This window comes from Acidovorax sp. Root402 (genome assembly GCF_001425125.1).
GTDB classification, from domain to species: Bacteria; Pseudomonadota; Gammaproteobacteria; order Burkholderiales; family Burkholderiaceae_C; genus Acidovorax; species Acidovorax delafieldii.
This window is the reverse complement of the sequence record NZ_LMDQ01000018.1, coordinates 313179-328744: the sequence shown is the minus strand read 5'-3', so window position 1 is coordinate 328744 and position 15566 is coordinate 313179. Positions and strand designations below refer to the sequence as shown.

Sequence of the window (15566 nt, the reverse complement as noted above, 5' to 3'; positions counted from 1 at the left end):
ACCGTAGCGAAGAACACCAACAACATGAACCAGCAAGCAACCGTGGCGCCGAAGCAAGACGCCGAAGTGATCATCGTGGGCGGCGGCCCCGTCGGCATGGGCCTGGCCATTGAGCTGGGCCAGCGCGGCGTGAGCGTGATCGTGGTGGAGCGCTATGTGCAGCCCCAGCCCATCCCCAAGGGCCAGAATCTCACGCAGCGCACCATGGAGCACTTTCATTTTTGGGGTGCTGAAAAGCAGCTGCGCGCAGCGCGCACCATTCCGGTCGAATACGGCATTGGCGGCCTGACCGCACATGGCACGCTGCTGGGGCCCTACAGCTACGACTGGCTGCAGCGCGACCTGGTCAAGCCCTACTACTTCACGGCCAACGAGCGGCTACCGCAGTACGCCACCGAGGCCGTGCTGCGCCAGCGCGTGGCCCAGCTGCCGTCGGTGCAGACCCTCTACGGCTGGGAGACCAGCACCGTGGCGCAAGATGACGCGGGCGTGTCCGTCACCATCCAGCAGCGCGGCGACGGCAAGGCCCAGCGCGTGCTGCGCGGCGCCTATGTGGTGGGGTCGGACGGGGCGCGGTCGGTGGTGCGGGAGCAGGCGGGCATCACCCACACCCGCACGGACCACGACCGCATGATGGTGCTGCTGGTGTTCAAGTCGCAAGGCCTGCACCAGTTGCTGGAGCGCTACCCCGGCAAGTCTTACTACAACGTGCTGCAGCCCGAGCTGAAGGGCTACTGGAAGTTTCTGGGCCGGGTGGACCTGGGCAGCACCTGGTTCTTTCACGCCCCGGTGCCGCCAGGCACCACCAAAGACAACTTTGACTTTGCCGCCTACCTGCACGAGGCGGTGGGCGCGGAGTTTGAGGTGGAGTTTGAGCACATCGGCTTTTGGGACCTGCGCTTCATGCTGGCCGACAGCTATCGCAAGGGCCGGGTGTTCATCGCGGGTGATGCCGCCCACAGCCACCCGCCCTACGGCGGCTATGGCGTGAACTCGGGCCTGGAAGACGCGCGCAACCTGGGCTGGAAGCTGGCCGCCACGCTGCAAGGCTGGGGCGGCGAGCGCCTGCTGGACTCGTACGACGCCGAGCGGCGCCCGGTGTTTGCGTCCACCATCAACGACTTCATTGCGCGGTCCATCGAGACGGACAAGGAGTTCTTGGACACCCACGACCCGGCGCGGGACCAGGCCGCGTTTGAAGCCGCGTGGCAGGCGCGTGCACAGGGTGCCGTGGGCGAAGTGCATGCGTTTGAGCCGCACTACGAGGGCTCAGGCATCGTGTGGGGCAGTGCGGGCCGCGCCAGCAGCGCCAAGGGATCGCACCGGTTTGAGGCGCGGCCTGGCCACCACCTGGCACCCGCCACGCTGCCCACCGGACGCAATGTGTTTGAGGAACTGGGCCCGGGCTTTTCGCTGCTGGTGGTGGGCGGCGACGGCGCCCACGCGCCATCGGTGCAGGCCTTTCGCGGGGCGGCGGCGGGCCTGGGACTGCCGCTGCGGCTGGTGGACTGTGGTGACGGGTGTGAAGGCACCGAGCCTGCGCGCTATGGCGCACCGCTGGTGCTGGTGCGGCCCGACCAGTTTGTGGCCTGGACGGCGCCTGCTGGCGGCCCCGTGGTGACCGCAGCGCAAGCCCGCGACGTTCTGGCGCGCGTGGTGGGGTAGCCGCACGGGCGAGGCCGCTGCGTTAGCGGCAACGCCCCAGCCCGGGAGTGATCCAGGCCAGGGCGCGATCCAGGCCGGGGCGCTACGCAGCCAATCGCTCAGGCGGCCTTGCGCAGCGCGGCGGGTGCCACCGGTGTCTGCTGTCCGTCGCGCTCTGCCACCTTGGCGCGCACCAGGGGCAGCAGCTCGCGGCCGTACTCGATAGCGTCCACCAGCGGGTCAAAGCCACGGATCAGGAAGGTAGTGATGCCCAGGTCGTAGTACTTGAGCAGTGCGTCGGCCACCTGCTCGGGCGTACCCACCAGCGATGTGGAGTTGGACCGGCCGCCCAGCTCGCGCGCAATGGCCGTCCACAGGCGTTCGTCGACACGGTCGCCCTTGGCAGCGTCGGCCAGCAGGCGCTGCGCGCCTTCGCTCTGCTGCGGGCCCACGCCGCGCGAGTAGCCTTGGCTCACACGCAGGCGGCGCGTGTCTTCCAGAATGCGCTCGGCCTTGGCCCAGGCTTCGTCCTCGGTCTTGCCCAGGATGGGGCGGAACGAGATGCTGAAGTCCACATGCCGGCCCTGCAAGGTGGCCTCGGCGCGCACACGGCGCACCAGGTCGCCCGCCTGGGCCAGCGACTCGCCCCACAGCGCATACACGTCGGCATGTTTGCCGGCCACCTGCAGCGCGGGTGCAGAGGCACCGCCAAAGTAGATAGGCACGCGCTGGCCTTGCAGGGGCTTGACTTCCGACACCACCCCCTTGGCGCGGTAGTAGGTGCCTTCGTGGTCAAAGGGTTTGTCTTCGGCCCACACGCGGCGCAGGACGGTGAGGTATTCGTCGGTGCGCGCATAGCGCTCGTCGTGGTTCAGGAAGTCGCCATCGCGCTGCTGGTCTTCGTCCGAGCCGCCGCTGATGTAGTGCACGGCCAGGCGGCCGTTGGTGTAGTGGTCCAGCGTGGCCAGCTGGCGCGCGGCCAGCGTGGGTGCCACAAAACCTGGGCGGTGCGCCAGCAGGAAATTGATCTTGTCGGTGACCGATGCCGCGTACGTGACGGTCAGCAGCGTGTCGGGGCTGGACGAGCTGGCAGGCACCAGGATGCGGTCAAACCCCGCGTGCTCGTGCGCCTGGGCAAACACGCGCACATAGGCGGGGTCCACCGCCGGGCCCTTGCGGGCGATGGTTTCAGAGACTTCGTGCGGCTGGATCATGCCGATGAACTGGACGGGCATAGCGGGCTCCTGTGGCGATGGGGTGAAACAAGGTTGGGTGAATGGTTGGCAACGTCACGCGTGCGGGACTGCAGCCATGATCTGCCCGCCCCTGGCGCGGGCCAACGAAGAAAAACGCGTTTGCAAAGTTGTGCGGCGCATAGGCCTCGCTGCACACGGCGATGGGGGTGCACCGCCGCCGTGCGCGCCGCTATGCTGTGGCGGGTCGCCATCCAGACTCCCCCGCCTGGCCGCCAGCGTCGGCATGGTCGGCCAGTGCGTTGCCGACCTGCATGTCTGGCCCTGGCCTCTGACCGCTGGCTCCTCGCTCCTCACAATGGCCAGCTCACTTCGCATCCAGAAAGGACCCCACCCACCATGCTCTCGCACGTTTTTGTTGGCATCACAGATTTCGAGCGCGCCCTGGCGTTCTACCGGCCGGTGCTGGCCTCGCTGGGCATTCAGGAGCGCTTTTGCGAAGCCGAGCGGCCCTGGGCGGGCTGGGAGTCCACCCCCGGCCCCCGGCCGCTGTTTGTCATTGCCCGCCCGTTCAATGGCGAGGTGCCCCACCCCGGCAACGGGCTCATGGTGGCCTTCATGGCCGCCACGCGCAGCCAGGTGGACGCGGCCCACGCGCTGGCGCTGAGCCTGGGCGGCCAGTGCGAGGGCCGCCCCGGACTGCGGCCCGAGTACCACGCCAACTACTACGGCGCGTATTTTCGGGACCCGGACGGCAACAAGCTGTGTGTGGCGTCGCACGGACAGGCGTAGCGCAGGGTGGCGCCGGGCGGGCGCGAGCCCCCTGCGCTGCATATTTAAGGAAAAATGGCCTCAAGCGCTAGTCGATAAAGCGCCAGCTGCTATTCTTTTAAGAGCAACCTGAACGCGACCCAGGCGTTCGCTCGCAGCACGCTGCCAACACGCTGGTGGCAGGCGCTGTCAGTGCGGGAAGCCGCCCCGCACCAGCCGCACGGGCTCTGCGTCCATGCGGCGAATCAGCGACTGCAGGCCATCGCCCGCAGCGTTGGCAGCTGCATCGACAGAAGGCAGCTGCTGGGCCGCTGGCGCAGTGCGGCAGACCAGATCGTCCTCCGACCACGCGGCCTTGCCCGGCTGGCCCCGTGCGCGCAGCCAGCCCGCGCGGTCTGCGATGAGCTGGTGGCCGGGCAGGTCGCTGGCGGGCACCCCCAGCACCAGGGCCAATGCCAACGGCGCTGCGGTATCGTTGGTCAGGCATTCCGCATCTGCGGCAGCAGCATCGGGAGTGTGCGGCGCGCCGGGCCCGGGGTGCGCCACCACCAGCGAAACAAGGCGTGGGTCATCGGCAGGCAAGGGGCTGCCGCTGCCTGGCAGCACCACGCGCAGCCGCTGCCCCACCAGGCTGCGCGCCGTGTGCTGGAGCCCATGGCGGCACAGCACGGCCACGTCGGGCAGGCGCACCGGGCGGTCCCAGGTGCCGGATTCGCGCAGCATCTGGCCTGCGGCATGGGCTTGCAGGTAGTCCAGCACCTCCCACACCTGCGCGTCGGTGAGCTGCGTGGTGCCAAAGCCGGGCATGGTCTGCGCGCCGTTGCGGCCCTGCATGCCGTGGCGCACGCGCCAGAAGAGTTCGCCGTCCAGCCGCTTCCACAGCAGCGCGCCGTTCAGGTTGGGCGGCCACATGGCCAGCCGGGCTGCATCGGGCCCTTCGCCGTTGGCACTGGCGCCATGGCAGCGCACGCAATGCTGCTGGTACACCGCCTGGCCGCGCACGATGCCCTGCGCGGTGAAGCCCGTGGGTGACTGGTGCAGGCTGGTGGCCACGGCGGGCGTCAGCAGCAGGTGGCGATGGGGCCAGGGCGCAAATACCACCAGCGCAGCGGCCAGCCACCACAGCAGTTTGCGGCCGCGCCGCCACGCCACGGATACCGCCAGCGCCAGCAGCGCGGCACCCACACACAGCAGCGACAGCAGCACGCGCCGCGCATGGCCGGCATCCACCACCAGCATCTCGGCGGCCACACGGTGCGCAAACGGCCAGGCGGGCTGGCCGTGCACATCGGGCGCCAGGCCCACCGCATGCAACAGCGTGCGCAGGCCCTGCTGGGTGGCCTGCAGGCCTTCGAGCAGAGCGGCCAGCCACTCGGGCGGCAACGACAACCAGGCCAAGGCGGCGGCTACCAGCTGGCGTCCAACCCCAGCAACGCCAGAGCCTCGTGGCGCAGGGCCGCCAGCCGCGGGTCGCCCCGGTGGCGCGGGTATGGCAGGTCGTTGACCAGCACCTGCTTGACGCGCGCGGGCCGGTCAGAGAACACCACCACGCGCTGCGCCATGAACAGCGCTTCTTCCACATCGTGCGTGACGAGCAGGGCCGAGAAGCCTGCGCGCTGCCACAGCTGCACCAGTTCGGTCTGCATGGACAGGCGCGTGAGCGAGTCGAGCTTGCCCAGCGGCTCGTCCAGCACCAGCAAGGTGGGGTCGTTGACCAGCGCACGCGCCAGCGCCACGCGCTGCGCCATGCCGCCCGACAGCTGGTGCGGGAAGGCCTTGGCAAAGTCCTGCAGCCCAACCAGGGCCAGCGCTTCGTCCACGCGATGGCGCTGGGATTTGAGGATGCCCCGCGCCTGCAGCCCCAGGGCCACGTTGTCCCACACGGTGCGCCAGGGGAACAGCGTGGGGTCCTGGAATACCACGATGCGCGACGGGTCGGGCTGGGTGATGGGGGCGCCATTCTGCAGCAGCTCGCCGGTGGTGGCGGGCTCCAGCCCCGCCACCAGGCGCAGCAGCGTGCTCTTGCCGCAGCCGCTGGGGCCCAGCAGGGCCACGAACTCGCCGGGCGCAATGGACAAGTCCAGCTCGTCGATCACGTGCAGCGGGCCTGCAGGCAGGTCAAACCAGTGGCTGACATTGCGCACGTCAATGCGTGCGCCGGTCACACGGGCCGCCGTAGAGATTTCGGGAATCGTCGCGGAACTCACCATTTCACCACCCCCTTCTGCCACGACAGCACCCTGTCGCGCAGTACAAACAGCAGCGTGATCACGCCCGAGAACAACAGCGCCATCACGATGAGCGCCGCATACATGTTGGGATAAGCCGCCCAGCCCTGCGCCCAGGTGAGGTACCAGCCCAGGCCCGCTTTCACGCCCAGCATCTCGGCCACCACCAGGGTGGAGAACGCCGCGCCCAGGCCCATGAACAGGCCCACAAACACCTGCGGCAGCGCCGCCGGGATGGCCACGCGCAGCACCAGAAACCAGGGCGACGCACCCATGGTGCGGGCCACGTCATAAAAGTTCTTGTGCACCCCGGCCACGCCCGACCAGGTGAGGATGGCCACCGGGAAGGCTGTGCCCAGCGCAATCAAAAAGATCGCCGTGGACCAGCTGGACGGAAAGAAATAGAAGCTGACCGGCAGCAGCGCGGTGGTGGGCACCGGGCCCAGGATGCGCAGCACCGGATGGATCCAGTAACTGGCCTGGCGCGACCAGCCGATCAGCACGCCCGTGACAAAACCCGCCGCCGCGCCGATGGCAATGCCCAGTGCCAGCAGGCGGATGGAGGCGCCCGCGCTCTCCAGGAGGCGCGGCCAGTCGGTGGCGTACACCTCCACCAGGCTTTGGGGCGGTGCAAAGAAGGGCGGCGGCAGCGTGCCCAGCTTGGCGGTGAACACCTCCCACACCGCCAGGCCGACGGCAATGGCCACCAGCCACGGTCCAGCCGCACGCACGCGGCGCACCACGGCAGCCAGCGGACGGGCCAGGACTGTCAGCGCCAGCAGCAGTGCCGACACGCCCCCCGCACCCCAGGCAAACTCTTCGGTAAACGCCCATTCGCTGAAACCCGCCGGCTTGTTGGGCCACAGGCCCGTGAGCAAGGCCAGCCCCGCCCAGGCCACGGCGGCGGCCAGCCCCGCCCACCAGACCCCCAGCGCCGCTTTGGCCGCCTTGAAGTCAGGCGCGGTGACAGGCTGCGCACCCGCAGCACGGGGCGCACCGGATGATGGGCTGGGCGCACGCAGCGGGGGCTGCGAAGGCTTGGGGCTGATGCCCGGCGGGGCGCCCAGGATGTTGTCGGCAACAGTGCTCATAGTCGGGTCCAGTCAGATCGATTCAGGTCCAGTGGTATTCATTCATCACGGTGAATGTTTGGCCATAGCCGCGCGAGGTGGGCGCGGCCCATGCGAGGGCTGCCGAGCAAGGGCCGCCCCGCAGCGAGGGCTGCGTTCCCCTGCCCGCAATGCGAAGCACTGCGAGAGCGGGGGGATGGCGCGCAGCGACTCAGGGGGGTGCCCTTTGCTACACCAGCACGTCAGCGTGGACGTGGGCCGCGAAGCGCGCAGGGTCGGTGCCGGGCTTGAGCACGCCCACCAGCTTGAAGTCGCGGGCATAGAACTCGATCTCCTGCCGCAGCGCCGTGCCCACCGGGTGGCTGCGGTGCGTGAGCGTGCCCAGCACGGCGCGCAGGTCCTCCTGCGGCACCTTGGAATACGGGCTGAAGATGCGCGCCGTTTCGTTGGGGTTGTCGGCCACGAAGTCCGACGCCTCGATGATGGCGCGGGTCAGCGCGGCTGCCGTGCCCTTGTCGTTGCGCACCATGGCGCCACTCACGCCCAGCACGCAGCAGGTCTTGGCCGCGTATTCGCCCGACAGGTTGGACGCCAGGTCCACCAGGCCCTTGGTGCGGCGCTGGATCAGCAGCAGGTTGGGGTCGCCATCGGCAATGGCCTGGGCCTCGCCTTTTTCCACCGCCAGGCCCAGCATGTCGCCAGGAAACTGGCGCCAGGTCACGTCCTTTTCGGGGTTCAGCCCGGCCTTGGTCAGCAGCACCGAAAAGAAGTTCTTGCCGGGGCTGTTGAGGTCCGACACCGCAATGGTCTTGCCCTTGAGTTTTTGCAGGCTGGTCACGCCCGCCGCCTCATAGCCCACCAGGCGCGAGCAGCCGCCGTGCGAGCTGCCCACCAGTTTCACGTCAAAGCCCGACTCCAGCGGCTTGATCCAGCGGTGCACCATGCCCAGGCCCGCGTCGGCCTTGGAGGTGGCGATGGTTTCCAGCAACTGGTCGGTGGAGCCCGCAAAGTTGATCAGCTCGACCTTGAGGCCATGTTTTTCAAAAATGCCGCGCTCGATGGCGACCGGCGCGGCCGACAGGCAGATGGCGTTGGCGTTCCACGCCAGCTTCACCTCGCGCAGCTTGCCGGCTGCCAGCACGTGGCTGCCCACCACACTCGACGCCCCCACCACGCTGGCCGCGCCCGCTGTATGCAACAGCTGCCGGCGCGTCCAGCGCCCTCCCACCCCACCTTGGCCTTGAAGCTTGCTCATGTTGTGCCCTTTTGGTTGTCAAATCCTGATCGGCGCTGCGATTGCCCGTGAATTCCTGTGGATGCCTGCGAGCCGGTCCGCACCGCCGTTACGATGGATTGGCATTGAACTGAAAGACGCCTCGCAACAGAACGAAGAAAAACAGGGATGCATATGCAAAACACGCAACACACAGGCAGCCCGGGCGCTGGTGCAATACCGGGCATGAGTGCATTGCCCAACCCATCGACCCCACACACGTCCCCCTCCGCGCCGCAGGGCGCCCCCCATACCGCCCGCCTGCGCCACTTTGTGCAGCAGCTGGCGGCGCTGGTGGAGCAGCGCCTGCCCGAGCCCGACACCCTGGCCCAGGGCGCCACGCTGCTGCGCACGCTGGTGGCCCATGACGACTGGCTGCCCGACGCCTATGCCCAGCCCCACCCCGAGCGCTACCAGCAGTACCTGCTGCATGCCGACGCATTGGGGCGCTTTTCGGTCGTGAGTTTTGTGTGGGGCCCCGGCCAGGCCACGCCCATTCATGACCACACCGTGTGGGGCCTGATCGGCATGCTGCGCGGTGCCGAGGATTCGCAGGCCTATGCCCGCACGCCCGACGGCCGCTGGGCACCGCAGGGCGCGCCCGTGCGGCTGCAGCCGGGCCAGGTGGAGGCCGTCTCGCCCAACGACCCTGCCATAGGCGATGTGCACCGCGTAAGCAACGCGTGGGAGGGCCACACCTCCATCAGCATCCACGTGTACGGCGCCAACATTGGCGCGGTGCAGCGCAGCGTGTACCTGGAGGACGGCACGCGCAAGCCGTTCATCTCGGGCTACAGCAACAGCACCCTGCCCAATCTCTGGGACCTGTCCAAAAACCCTGCACCGGCTGCCTGAAGCCGATCCGACCCAACACCAAGACCATGACCGCTCCCGCCCTGCCCCAGACTTCGTTCCACCAGGTTCGCGAGGCCCTGCTCGCCCGCCAGGAAATCGCCTTGCTCGACGTGCGCGAGGAAGACCCGTTTGCCCAGAGCCACCCGCTGTTCGCCGCCAACCTGCCCGCCGGCAAGATCGAGCTGGATGCGTGGACGCGCATTCCGCGCCGCGACACCTTCATCGTGGTGTACGACAACGGCGAAGGCCTGGCCGAGCCCGCCGCGCGCAAGCTGCAGCAGCTGGGCTACACGCAGGTGACGCTGCTGACCGGTGGCCTGCAGGGCTGGCGCGATGCGGGCGGCGAGCTGTTCATCGACGTGAACGTGCCCAGCAAATCGTTTGGCGAGCTGGTGGAGGCCGAGCGCCACACGCCCTCGCTGGCGGCCGAAGAGGTGCAGGCGCTCATCAACGCCCAGGCCGATGTCGTGGTGCTGGATGCGCGCCGGTATGACGAGTACCACACCATGAACATCCCCACCGGCGTGAGCGTGCCCGGCGCGGAGCTGGTTCTGCGCGCGCAGGCACTGGCGCCCAACCCGGCCACGCAGATCATCGTGAACTGCGCGGGCCGCACGCGCAGCATCATCGGCACGCAGTCGCTGGTGAACGCGGGCATCCCCAACCCGGTGGCGGCCTTGCGCAACGGCACCATCGGCTGGCTGCTGGCCGGCCAGACGCTGGAGCGCGGCGCCACCCGCCGCTTTGAACCCGCCGTGCATGCCGACCGCGAGCGCGCGCCCCAGCAGGCGCGCAGCGTGGCCGACCGCGCGGGCGTACAGCGCGCCACCCGCGCCGACCTGGCGCGCTTTGCGGCCGAGGCGCAGCGCACCACCTACCTGCTGGATGTGCGCACGCCCGAAGAATTTGCCGCAGGCCACCTGCCCGGCTTTCGCAACACGCCCGGCGGCCAGCTGGTGCAGGAGACCGATCACACCGCCGCCGTGCGTGGCGCGCGCATCGTGCTGGTGGATGACGACGGGGTGCGCGCGAACATGAGTGCATCGTGGCTGGCGCAGATGGGATGGGACGTGTGGGTGCTGGACGACGCGCCCGCCGCCGACTTCAGCGAGACCGGCGCCGTGGCCAACACCGTGCCCGAGCCCGAAGGCCCCATTGCCTGGGTCACGCCCGCACAACTGGCGGCCTGGCTGAACGAAGAAAGCAAACAGCGCCCCGGCCACACCGCCGTGCTGGACCTGACCACCAGCGCCAACTACGTGCAGCGCCACATCCCCGGCGCGTGGTTCGTGATCCGCTCGCAACTGGCGCAGGCCGTGGCCAGCATTCCCAAGGCGCAGCGTTATGTGCTGACCTGCGGCAGCAGCCTGCTGGCACGCTATGCCGCGCAGGACCTGGCCCGCCTGACGGGTGGCGCCGAGGTGGTGGTGCTGGAGGGTGGCACGCTGGACTGGATCGCCCAGGGCCTGCCGCTGGAGCATGGCGAGACGCGCCTGGCCTCGCCGCGCATCGACCGCTACCGCCGCCCGTACGAAGGCACCGACAGCCCGCGCGAGGCGATGCAGGCCTACCTGGACTGGGAGTTCGGGCTGGTGGAGCAACTGGGGCGCGACGGCACCCACGGGTTCCGGGTGATCTGATCCACTATCGATTTAATAGCTGCCAGCGCATGATTCACTAGCGCTACCGGCTGATTTCGCTACAAACCTTCTTCTGGGGCGCCCCAGGGGTGCTTACAACGCCTCGTACCGCCACGACACGTTCATCGCCAGCACCTCGCCCTGCGCCAACCTGCGCAGGCCGGGCTGGCCCGGCTGGTGGAAGGCATCGATGGGCTGGGTGATGGGCTCAAAGCAGAACGCCGGGCCCTGTGGCGGGCGGTACACCAGGCAGTAGTGGTGGGCCGCGCCGCCGTCCTTGTCAAAGTCCGGCATATGGGCGGTGAGGCGCAGCCTGCGCTCGGGCCAGTCGATCTGCGCCGTGCCGCCCCAGCCGGTGTAGGCGTTGTCGATCAGGCCCCCATGTGCGGGGGCGCCTGCATTCAAGTCCCAGCCAGGCGGAAACTGCTGCGTGTGCTCCGTGGGCAAAGGGTCGTCGCCGCACAGCCACACGCCTTGCACCGGCGCCGTGATGCGCGTGCGGGGCGTGCGCGGAAACCAGGGGTGCAGGCCCAGGCCGTAGGGCAGCGGCTGCTCGCCCAGGTGCCGCACCTGCACCGACTGGTCCAGGCCGCCCTCCACCAGGCGGAAGGTCTGCACGCATTCGTACTCGTAGGGGTTGCCGTCAAAGCGCTCGGAGCGCAGCTGCATCTGCAACGTGTCGGGCGCGGGCTGGGTCAGCTGCCAGGGCTGCAGCCACCCGTCGCCGTGGATGGGATAAGGCTCGCCCACGCGGTTGGGACGGATGGGGTGGAACTGCCCCGCCTGCTCAAACCCGCCGCCGCTGATGCGGTTGGACCAGGGCACCATGGCAAAGGATGCAAGCTGGTACAGGTCGGGCGTGGCGCCATCCCACGGCCGCCACAGGTCGATGCGTGCATCAGCCTCTTGCGGGTCGTCGACCTGCCAGGCCGCCACGCTGCCGCCCAGTGTGGGCACCAGGCCCAGGTGCTGCCCCGCGTGGTGCAGCCAGACGATGGGGTGGGATGAAGAGGCCTCGGTCATGGGCGGTGTGCTTTCTGCGGGATGGAGAAAAAAGGAGGCGGAGCCATGGGCCTCGCTGCTGCGCGCGCGGCCGGCATCAGCCGCCAAACAGATGCGCGGGCAGGCCGGGCGTGCTGATGTCCACGGCAAACAGTGCCCCGGCCAGCGGCTCGGCCGCGAGCTGCTCGGGCGTGAGACCGGTGCGGGCCGAGGTGATGTACAGCGTGCACAGGTCCGCACCGCCAAAGGCGCAGTTGGTGACCTGGCTCACGGGCAGCGGGATACGGGCCAGCTCGTCGGCCGTGTCGGCGTCGTGGCAGGTGACGCAGCCGCCACCCCAGTGCGCAACCCACAGGCGGCCCTGCGCATCGGTGGTCATGCCGTCGGGCACGCCGTCAGCCGCGGGCCAGCGCTTCCACAAGGTCTTGTCGCTCACGGTACCGGTGGCCGGGTCGCAGCGGTAGCGGTAGGTGGTGCCCTGCACCGTGTCGTTGAAAAACATGGCCGGGCCCTGCGCGGTGGTGGCCCAGGTGGGGCCGTTGGTCACGGCAAAACCATCGTCGTGCCGCACGCAGTGGCCGCTGGCGGTGTAGGTGTAGAGCGCGCCTGTGGGGGCCTCGCACGCAAAGTCCATGCTGCCGCCCCAGAAGCGGCCCTGCGCGTCGCATTTGCCGTCGTTGAACCGGTTGCCAGTGCGCTCTGGCTCGGGCTGGTGCAGGTAGCGCGGGGCGATGTCAGCAGCGGGGTCGAACAGTGCAAAACCCCGGCGCAGGGTGACGATGAAGCCCGGGGCGTGCGCGCGTTCGGCAATGGCAGAAATCTCTTCGTCAAACGTCCAGCGCTGGTGGGCGCTGGTGGCCGGGTCCCAGCGGTGCAGCTCGCGCTGCAGGATGTCCACCCAGTACACGGCCTGCTCGCGCACCGACCACATCACGCCCTCGCCCAGTGCGTTGCCCAGTGCGACCACGCAGCGCAGGGCGCCGGTTGTTGTTGGAGCAGAGGCGGACGCGCCGCTGGACGGTGGGATGGGGGTATCCAGCGAAGGGCGCACGTTGGTTGTCTCCGGTCGTTTTTTTGCATCGGCCTGCCGCCAGGCACTTGACGAGCGGCATCTTATCAACGCCAATTGATGCTTGAAATGAATTTTTTTGCCATTGATTGATTGCAATATTGATATGACACAGCTTTTTACCCCCTCCTCTTCGTCGACCGACGCCACAGGCGCCCCCCAGGGCCTGGCGAAATTCCCCAGCCTGCAAGGCCGCGCCGTGTTTGTGACGGGCGGCGGCAGCGGCATTGGCGCGGCCATCGTGGCGGCGTTTGCCGAGCAAGGTGCCCGCGTGGCGTTTGTGGACGTGGCGCGCAACGCGAGTGAAGCCCTGGCCCAGCACATTGCCGACGCAGGCCTGCCCCGCCCCTGGTGGCGTGTGTGTGATGTGCGCGATGTGAACGCCCTGCAAGCCTGCGTGGCCGAAGCGGCGGCCGAGCTGGGCAGCGACTTTGCAGTGCTGGTGAACAACGTGGCCAGCGATGACCGGCACACGCTGGAGTCCGTGACGCCCGAGTACTACGACGAGCGCATGGCCATCAACGAGCGCCCCGCCTTCTTCGCCATCCAGGCCGTGGTGCCCGGCATGCGCAGGCTGGGCGCGGGCTCGGTGATCAACCTGGGCTCCACGGGCTGGCAGGGCAAGGGCACGGGCTACCCCTGCTATGCGATTGCCAAGTCGTCGGTGAACGGCCTCACGCGCGGGCTGGCCAAGACGCTGGGGCAGGACCGGATCCGCATCAACACGGTGTCGCCGGGGTGGGTGATGACGGAGCGGCAGATCAAACTGTGGCTGGACGCCGAGGGCGAGAAGGAGCTGGCGCGCAACCAGTGTTTGCCGGACAAGCTGCGGCCGCATGACATTGCGCGGATGGTGTTGTTTTTGGCGTCGGACGATGCGGCGATGTGTACGGCTCAGGAGTTCAAGGTGGATGCGGGGTGGGTTTGAATTTTTTAGGTCTTTTTGGGCTCTGGCTCTTATGCAGTAAGCGCTGGTAGCTATTGTTTTTGTAGTTTTTGAGTGTGGGTGCTGGTCTGGCGGCGTGCTCGGGTTGGGGACGAAGGCCGGGAGTCGCCCGGCGTGCGAGTAACTTTCTTTCGCGTCGCCGAAAGAAAGTCACCAAAGAAAGGGCGACCCTACTGCGCGCGTCCCTTCGCTGCGCTACGGGCAACCTGCGATGCTCGCACAGAGGGTGCGCCGCAGAACTCACTGCGCGCTACGCGCTCCGTTCAAACAACTGCGGCAAGTCAGTGCACGAAGTGCGTGTGTCCTTCGGCACACGCACGCACCCCCTGCCCTGCGCTTCTCGGCACGCGCAGAAGGGAACCCAAAAACGGACATCCACTCGGGCCATTGCTTCGCTGCGCTGCGCTCGGCCCCGTCTCGCGGGCGCAAGCGCCACGCGCTGCGCAGGCGGGGCCGAGCGCAGCGATGGCCCGTGTGGCTGTTTGGATGTTCGGCTCCCCACCCCTGCTGGCTGCGCCTGCGGCGGGGCGGTTGCGGGGTGGCATGGGCGTCGGAGCGCCCATGCTTCGTGAACTGACTCGCCGCAGTTGTCCGAACGGAGCTGCGAAGCAGCGCAGTGAGTTCTGCGGCGCACCCCGCAACCGCCCCGCCGCAGGTTTGCCCCTTCGCAACGCGAAGGGGTCGCAGACTGGGGGTCGCCTTTCTTTTGGGTACTTTTCTTTGGCGAAGCAAAGAAAAGTACCTCGCCCGCCGGGGCGACTCCCGGCCTCCGCCTTCAACAAAGGCATGCCACCCAATCAGCGCACAAGAACCAACACTACAAAATCAATAGCTACCAGCCCATATCCCACTAGCGCATCTAGCCAACAACAACCCAAACCATCAATCCCCCACCTCCAACCGCCTCCCGTACTGCACCAGGCTCGTCTGCTTCAACGCCTTCATCATCACCTTCGCCGCCGGCGACAACAGCCGGTCCGACCGCGTGATGATTCCGAACGCATCCATATGGCACGGCATCGCCAGCGGCAACACCGTCACGATCCCATGCGCCGCGTAATAGCGCGCCACATCCTCCGCCACCACCGCAATCATGTCGCTCTGCTGCAGCATGCGCGTGATGAACAACAGCGCCGATGTCTCCACCGTGTGCAGCGGCGGCGCCAGCCCGTCCTGCTGGAACATCAGGTCAAACCGGTGCCGCAGCACGCTGCCCGCCGGCGGCACGATCCAGCTGGCCGACACCACATCGCGCAGCGTCAGCCCGGTCATGCTCGACAGCGGGTGGCCCGGGCGCGTCATGGCGCAGACCAGCTCCTCCGTCAGCGACTCATAGCGCAGGTTCTCCTTGTCGTGCTCCTCGTAGAGGCGGCCCACCACGATGTCGAGCTTGCCCTGCTCCAGCCGCTCCAGCAGCACGGGGCTGGTTTCGATGTCGAGCGAAATGCGCAGGCTGGGGTGCTCCTGCTTGACCTGCGCCACGGCGGCGGGCAGCAGACTCAGGCCGGGTGAAGTGATGGCGCCGATGCCCACCTGGCCGTAGTGCCCGCGCTTGAGCGCACCGATCTCGTCGTGCGCCTGGTTCAGGTTGGCCAACGCCATGCGCGCGTGGCGGATCATCGTTTCGCCGTACCAGGTGGGGCGCATGCCGCGTGGCAGGCGGTCAAACAGCGACACCTCCAGCACATCCTCCAGGTCCTTGAGCAGCTTGGAGGCGGCCGGCTGGGTCATGCTGAGCACCTGGGCGGCGCGGTGGATGTTGCCCTCTTCGGCCAGAGCCACCAGCAGCAGAAGCTGGCGCGTCTTGAGGCGGGCGCGAATGAACCAGTGGTTGTAGGTGCTCATGGAGGGGACGACGAGAAAAGGGAGGGGTTT

The 15566-nt window shown here is 68.1% G+C and carries 13 protein-coding genes; 5 read left to right on the top strand and 8 right to left on the bottom strand.

All coding sequences use genetic code 11. The features are described from left to right. Window positions 1–24: 24 nt before the first annotated feature. Window positions 25–1665 (top strand): FAD-dependent monooxygenase, encoded by a 1641-nt coding sequence (locus ASC83_RS21915; RefSeq protein WP_056067819.1) that lies wholly within the window; start codon window positions 25–27, stop codon window positions 1663–1665. A gap of 98 nt (window positions 1666–1763) precedes the next feature. Here ASC83_RS21915 and ASC83_RS21910 read toward each other — a convergent pair whose 3' ends face one another. Continuing rightward, on the bottom strand, window positions 1764–2879 hold the full coding sequence (locus ASC83_RS21910; RefSeq protein ID WP_056067562.1) for an LLM class flavin-dependent oxidoreductase: 1116 nt from the start codon (window positions 2877–2879) through the stop codon (window positions 1764–1766). Window positions 2880–3236: 357 nt separating this feature from the next. Here ASC83_RS21910 and ASC83_RS21905 point away from each other — a divergent pair, with 357 nt between their 5' ends. Beyond that, window positions 3237–3629, top strand: coding sequence for a VOC family protein (locus ASC83_RS21905; RefSeq protein ID WP_056067560.1), 393 nt, complete (start codon window positions 3237–3239; stop codon window positions 3627–3629). A gap of 168 nt (window positions 3630–3797) precedes the next feature. Here ASC83_RS21905 and ASC83_RS21900 read toward each other — a convergent pair whose 3' ends face one another. The 4 genes from ASC83_RS21900 to ASC83_RS21885 form a co-directional block, all read right to left on the bottom strand. Beyond that, window positions 3798–5006 carry a cytochrome c gene (locus ASC83_RS21900; RefSeq protein ID WP_235509441.1) on the bottom strand — a complete coding sequence of 403 codons (1209 nt, stop codon included), beginning with the start codon at window positions 5004–5006 and terminating at the stop codon, window positions 3798–3800. Between the two features lie 8 nt (window positions 5007–5014). After that, window positions 5015–5818 carry an ABC transporter ATP-binding protein gene (locus tag ASC83_RS21895; protein ID WP_056067558.1) on the bottom strand — a complete coding sequence of 268 codons (804 nt, stop codon included), beginning with the start codon at window positions 5816–5818 and terminating at the stop codon, window positions 5015–5017. Beyond that, entirely contained in the window at window positions 5812–6927 is a 1116-nt protein-coding gene (locus ASC83_RS21890; protein ID WP_082522560.1) for an ABC transporter permease, read from the bottom strand. The genes ASC83_RS21895 and ASC83_RS21890 overlap by 7 nt, the downstream gene beginning before the upstream one ends. Window positions 6928–7135: 208 nt before the next feature. Further along, the gene (locus ASC83_RS21885) at window positions 7136–8161 is read right to left on the bottom strand and encodes an ABC transporter substrate-binding protein (protein WP_056067556.1); all 1026 of its coding nucleotides are present in this window, start codon (window positions 8159–8161) and stop codon (window positions 7136–7138) included. 204 nt (window positions 8162–8365) lie between these two features. Here ASC83_RS21885 and ASC83_RS21880 point away from each other — a divergent pair, with 204 nt between their 5' ends. Both ASC83_RS21880 and ASC83_RS21875 read left to right on the top strand, forming a co-directional pair. Further along, window positions 8366–9034 carry a cysteine dioxygenase gene (locus tag ASC83_RS21880; protein ID WP_056067554.1) on the top strand — a complete coding sequence of 223 codons (669 nt, stop codon included), beginning with the start codon at window positions 8366–8368 and terminating at the stop codon, window positions 9032–9034. A 26-nt stretch (window positions 9035–9060) separates the two neighbouring features. Beyond that, window positions 9061–10674 (top strand): rhodanese-related sulfurtransferase, encoded by a 1614-nt coding sequence (locus tag ASC83_RS21875; protein ID WP_056067552.1) that lies wholly within the window; start codon window positions 9061–9063, stop codon window positions 10672–10674. Window positions 10675–10767: 93 nt separating this feature from the next. Here ASC83_RS21875 and ASC83_RS21870 read toward each other — a convergent pair whose 3' ends face one another. Both ASC83_RS21870 and ASC83_RS21865 read right to left on the bottom strand, forming a co-directional pair. Continuing rightward, window positions 10768–11697, bottom strand: coding sequence for an aldose 1-epimerase (locus tag ASC83_RS21870; RefSeq protein WP_056067813.1), 930 nt, complete (start codon window positions 11695–11697; stop codon window positions 10768–10770). A 76-nt stretch (window positions 11698–11773) separates the two neighbouring features. Then, the gene (locus ASC83_RS21865; protein WP_056067550.1) at window positions 11774–12727 is read right to left on the bottom strand and encodes an SMP-30/gluconolactonase/LRE family protein; all 954 of its coding nucleotides are present in this window, start codon (window positions 12725–12727) and stop codon (window positions 11774–11776) included. Window positions 12728–12851: 124 nt separating this feature from the next. Between ASC83_RS21865 and ASC83_RS21860 the strand changes: the two genes are divergently transcribed. Next, a complete protein-coding gene (locus ASC83_RS21860) occupies window positions 12852–13673 on the top strand; it encodes an SDR family NAD(P)-dependent oxidoreductase (RefSeq protein WP_055401789.1) in 822 nt (273 codons plus the stop codon). 900 nt (window positions 13674–14573) lie between these two features. Here the strand turns inward: ASC83_RS21860 and ASC83_RS21855 are convergent. Then, window positions 14574–15536, bottom strand: a complete 963-nt coding sequence (locus ASC83_RS21855) for a LysR substrate-binding domain-containing protein (protein WP_056067548.1) — start codon at window positions 15534–15536, stop codon at window positions 14574–14576. Between the last annotated feature and the right edge of the window lie 30 nt (window positions 15537–15566).

Excerpts from the sequence above, each read along its gene's own strand:
- ASC83_RS21880 (WP_056067554.1), top strand. The coding sequence starts at position 8,366 with ATGAGTGCATTGCCCAACCCATCGACCCCACACACGTCCCCCTCCGCG.
- ASC83_RS21875 (WP_056067552.1), top strand. The coding sequence starts at position 9,061 with ATGACCGCTCCCGCCCTGCCCCAGACTTCGTTCCACCAGGTTCGCGAG.
- ASC83_RS21855 (WP_056067548.1), bottom strand. The coding sequence starts at position 15,536 with ATGAGCACCTACAACCACTGGTTCATTCGCGCCCGCCTCAAGACGCGC.
- ASC83_RS21895 (WP_056067558.1), bottom strand. The coding sequence starts at position 5,818 with ATGGTGAGTTCCGCGACGATTCCCGAAATCTCTACGGCGGCCCGTGTG.
- ASC83_RS21915 (WP_056067819.1), top strand. The coding sequence starts at position 25 with ATGAACCAGCAAGCAACCGTGGCGCCGAAGCAAGACGCCGAAGTGATC.
- ASC83_RS21905 (WP_056067560.1), top strand. The coding sequence starts at position 3,237 with ATGCTCTCGCACGTTTTTGTTGGCATCACAGATTTCGAGCGCGCCCTG.
- ASC83_RS21910 (WP_056067562.1), bottom strand. The coding sequence starts at position 2,879 with ATGCCCGTCCAGTTCATCGGCATGATCCAGCCGCACGAAGTCTCTGAA.
- ASC83_RS21885 (WP_056067556.1), bottom strand. The coding sequence starts at position 8,161 with ATGAGCAAGCTTCAAGGCCAAGGTGGGGTGGGAGGGCGCTGGACGCGC.
- ASC83_RS21860 (WP_055401789.1), top strand. The coding sequence starts at position 12,852 with ATGACACAGCTTTTTACCCCCTCCTCTTCGTCGACCGACGCCACAGGC.
- ASC83_RS21870 (WP_056067813.1), bottom strand. The coding sequence starts at position 11,697 with ATGACCGAGGCCTCTTCATCCCACCCCATCGTCTGGCTGCACCACGCG.
- ASC83_RS21890 (WP_082522560.1), bottom strand. The coding sequence starts at position 6,927 with ATGAGCACTGTTGCCGACAACATCCTGGGCGCCCCGCCGGGCATCAGC.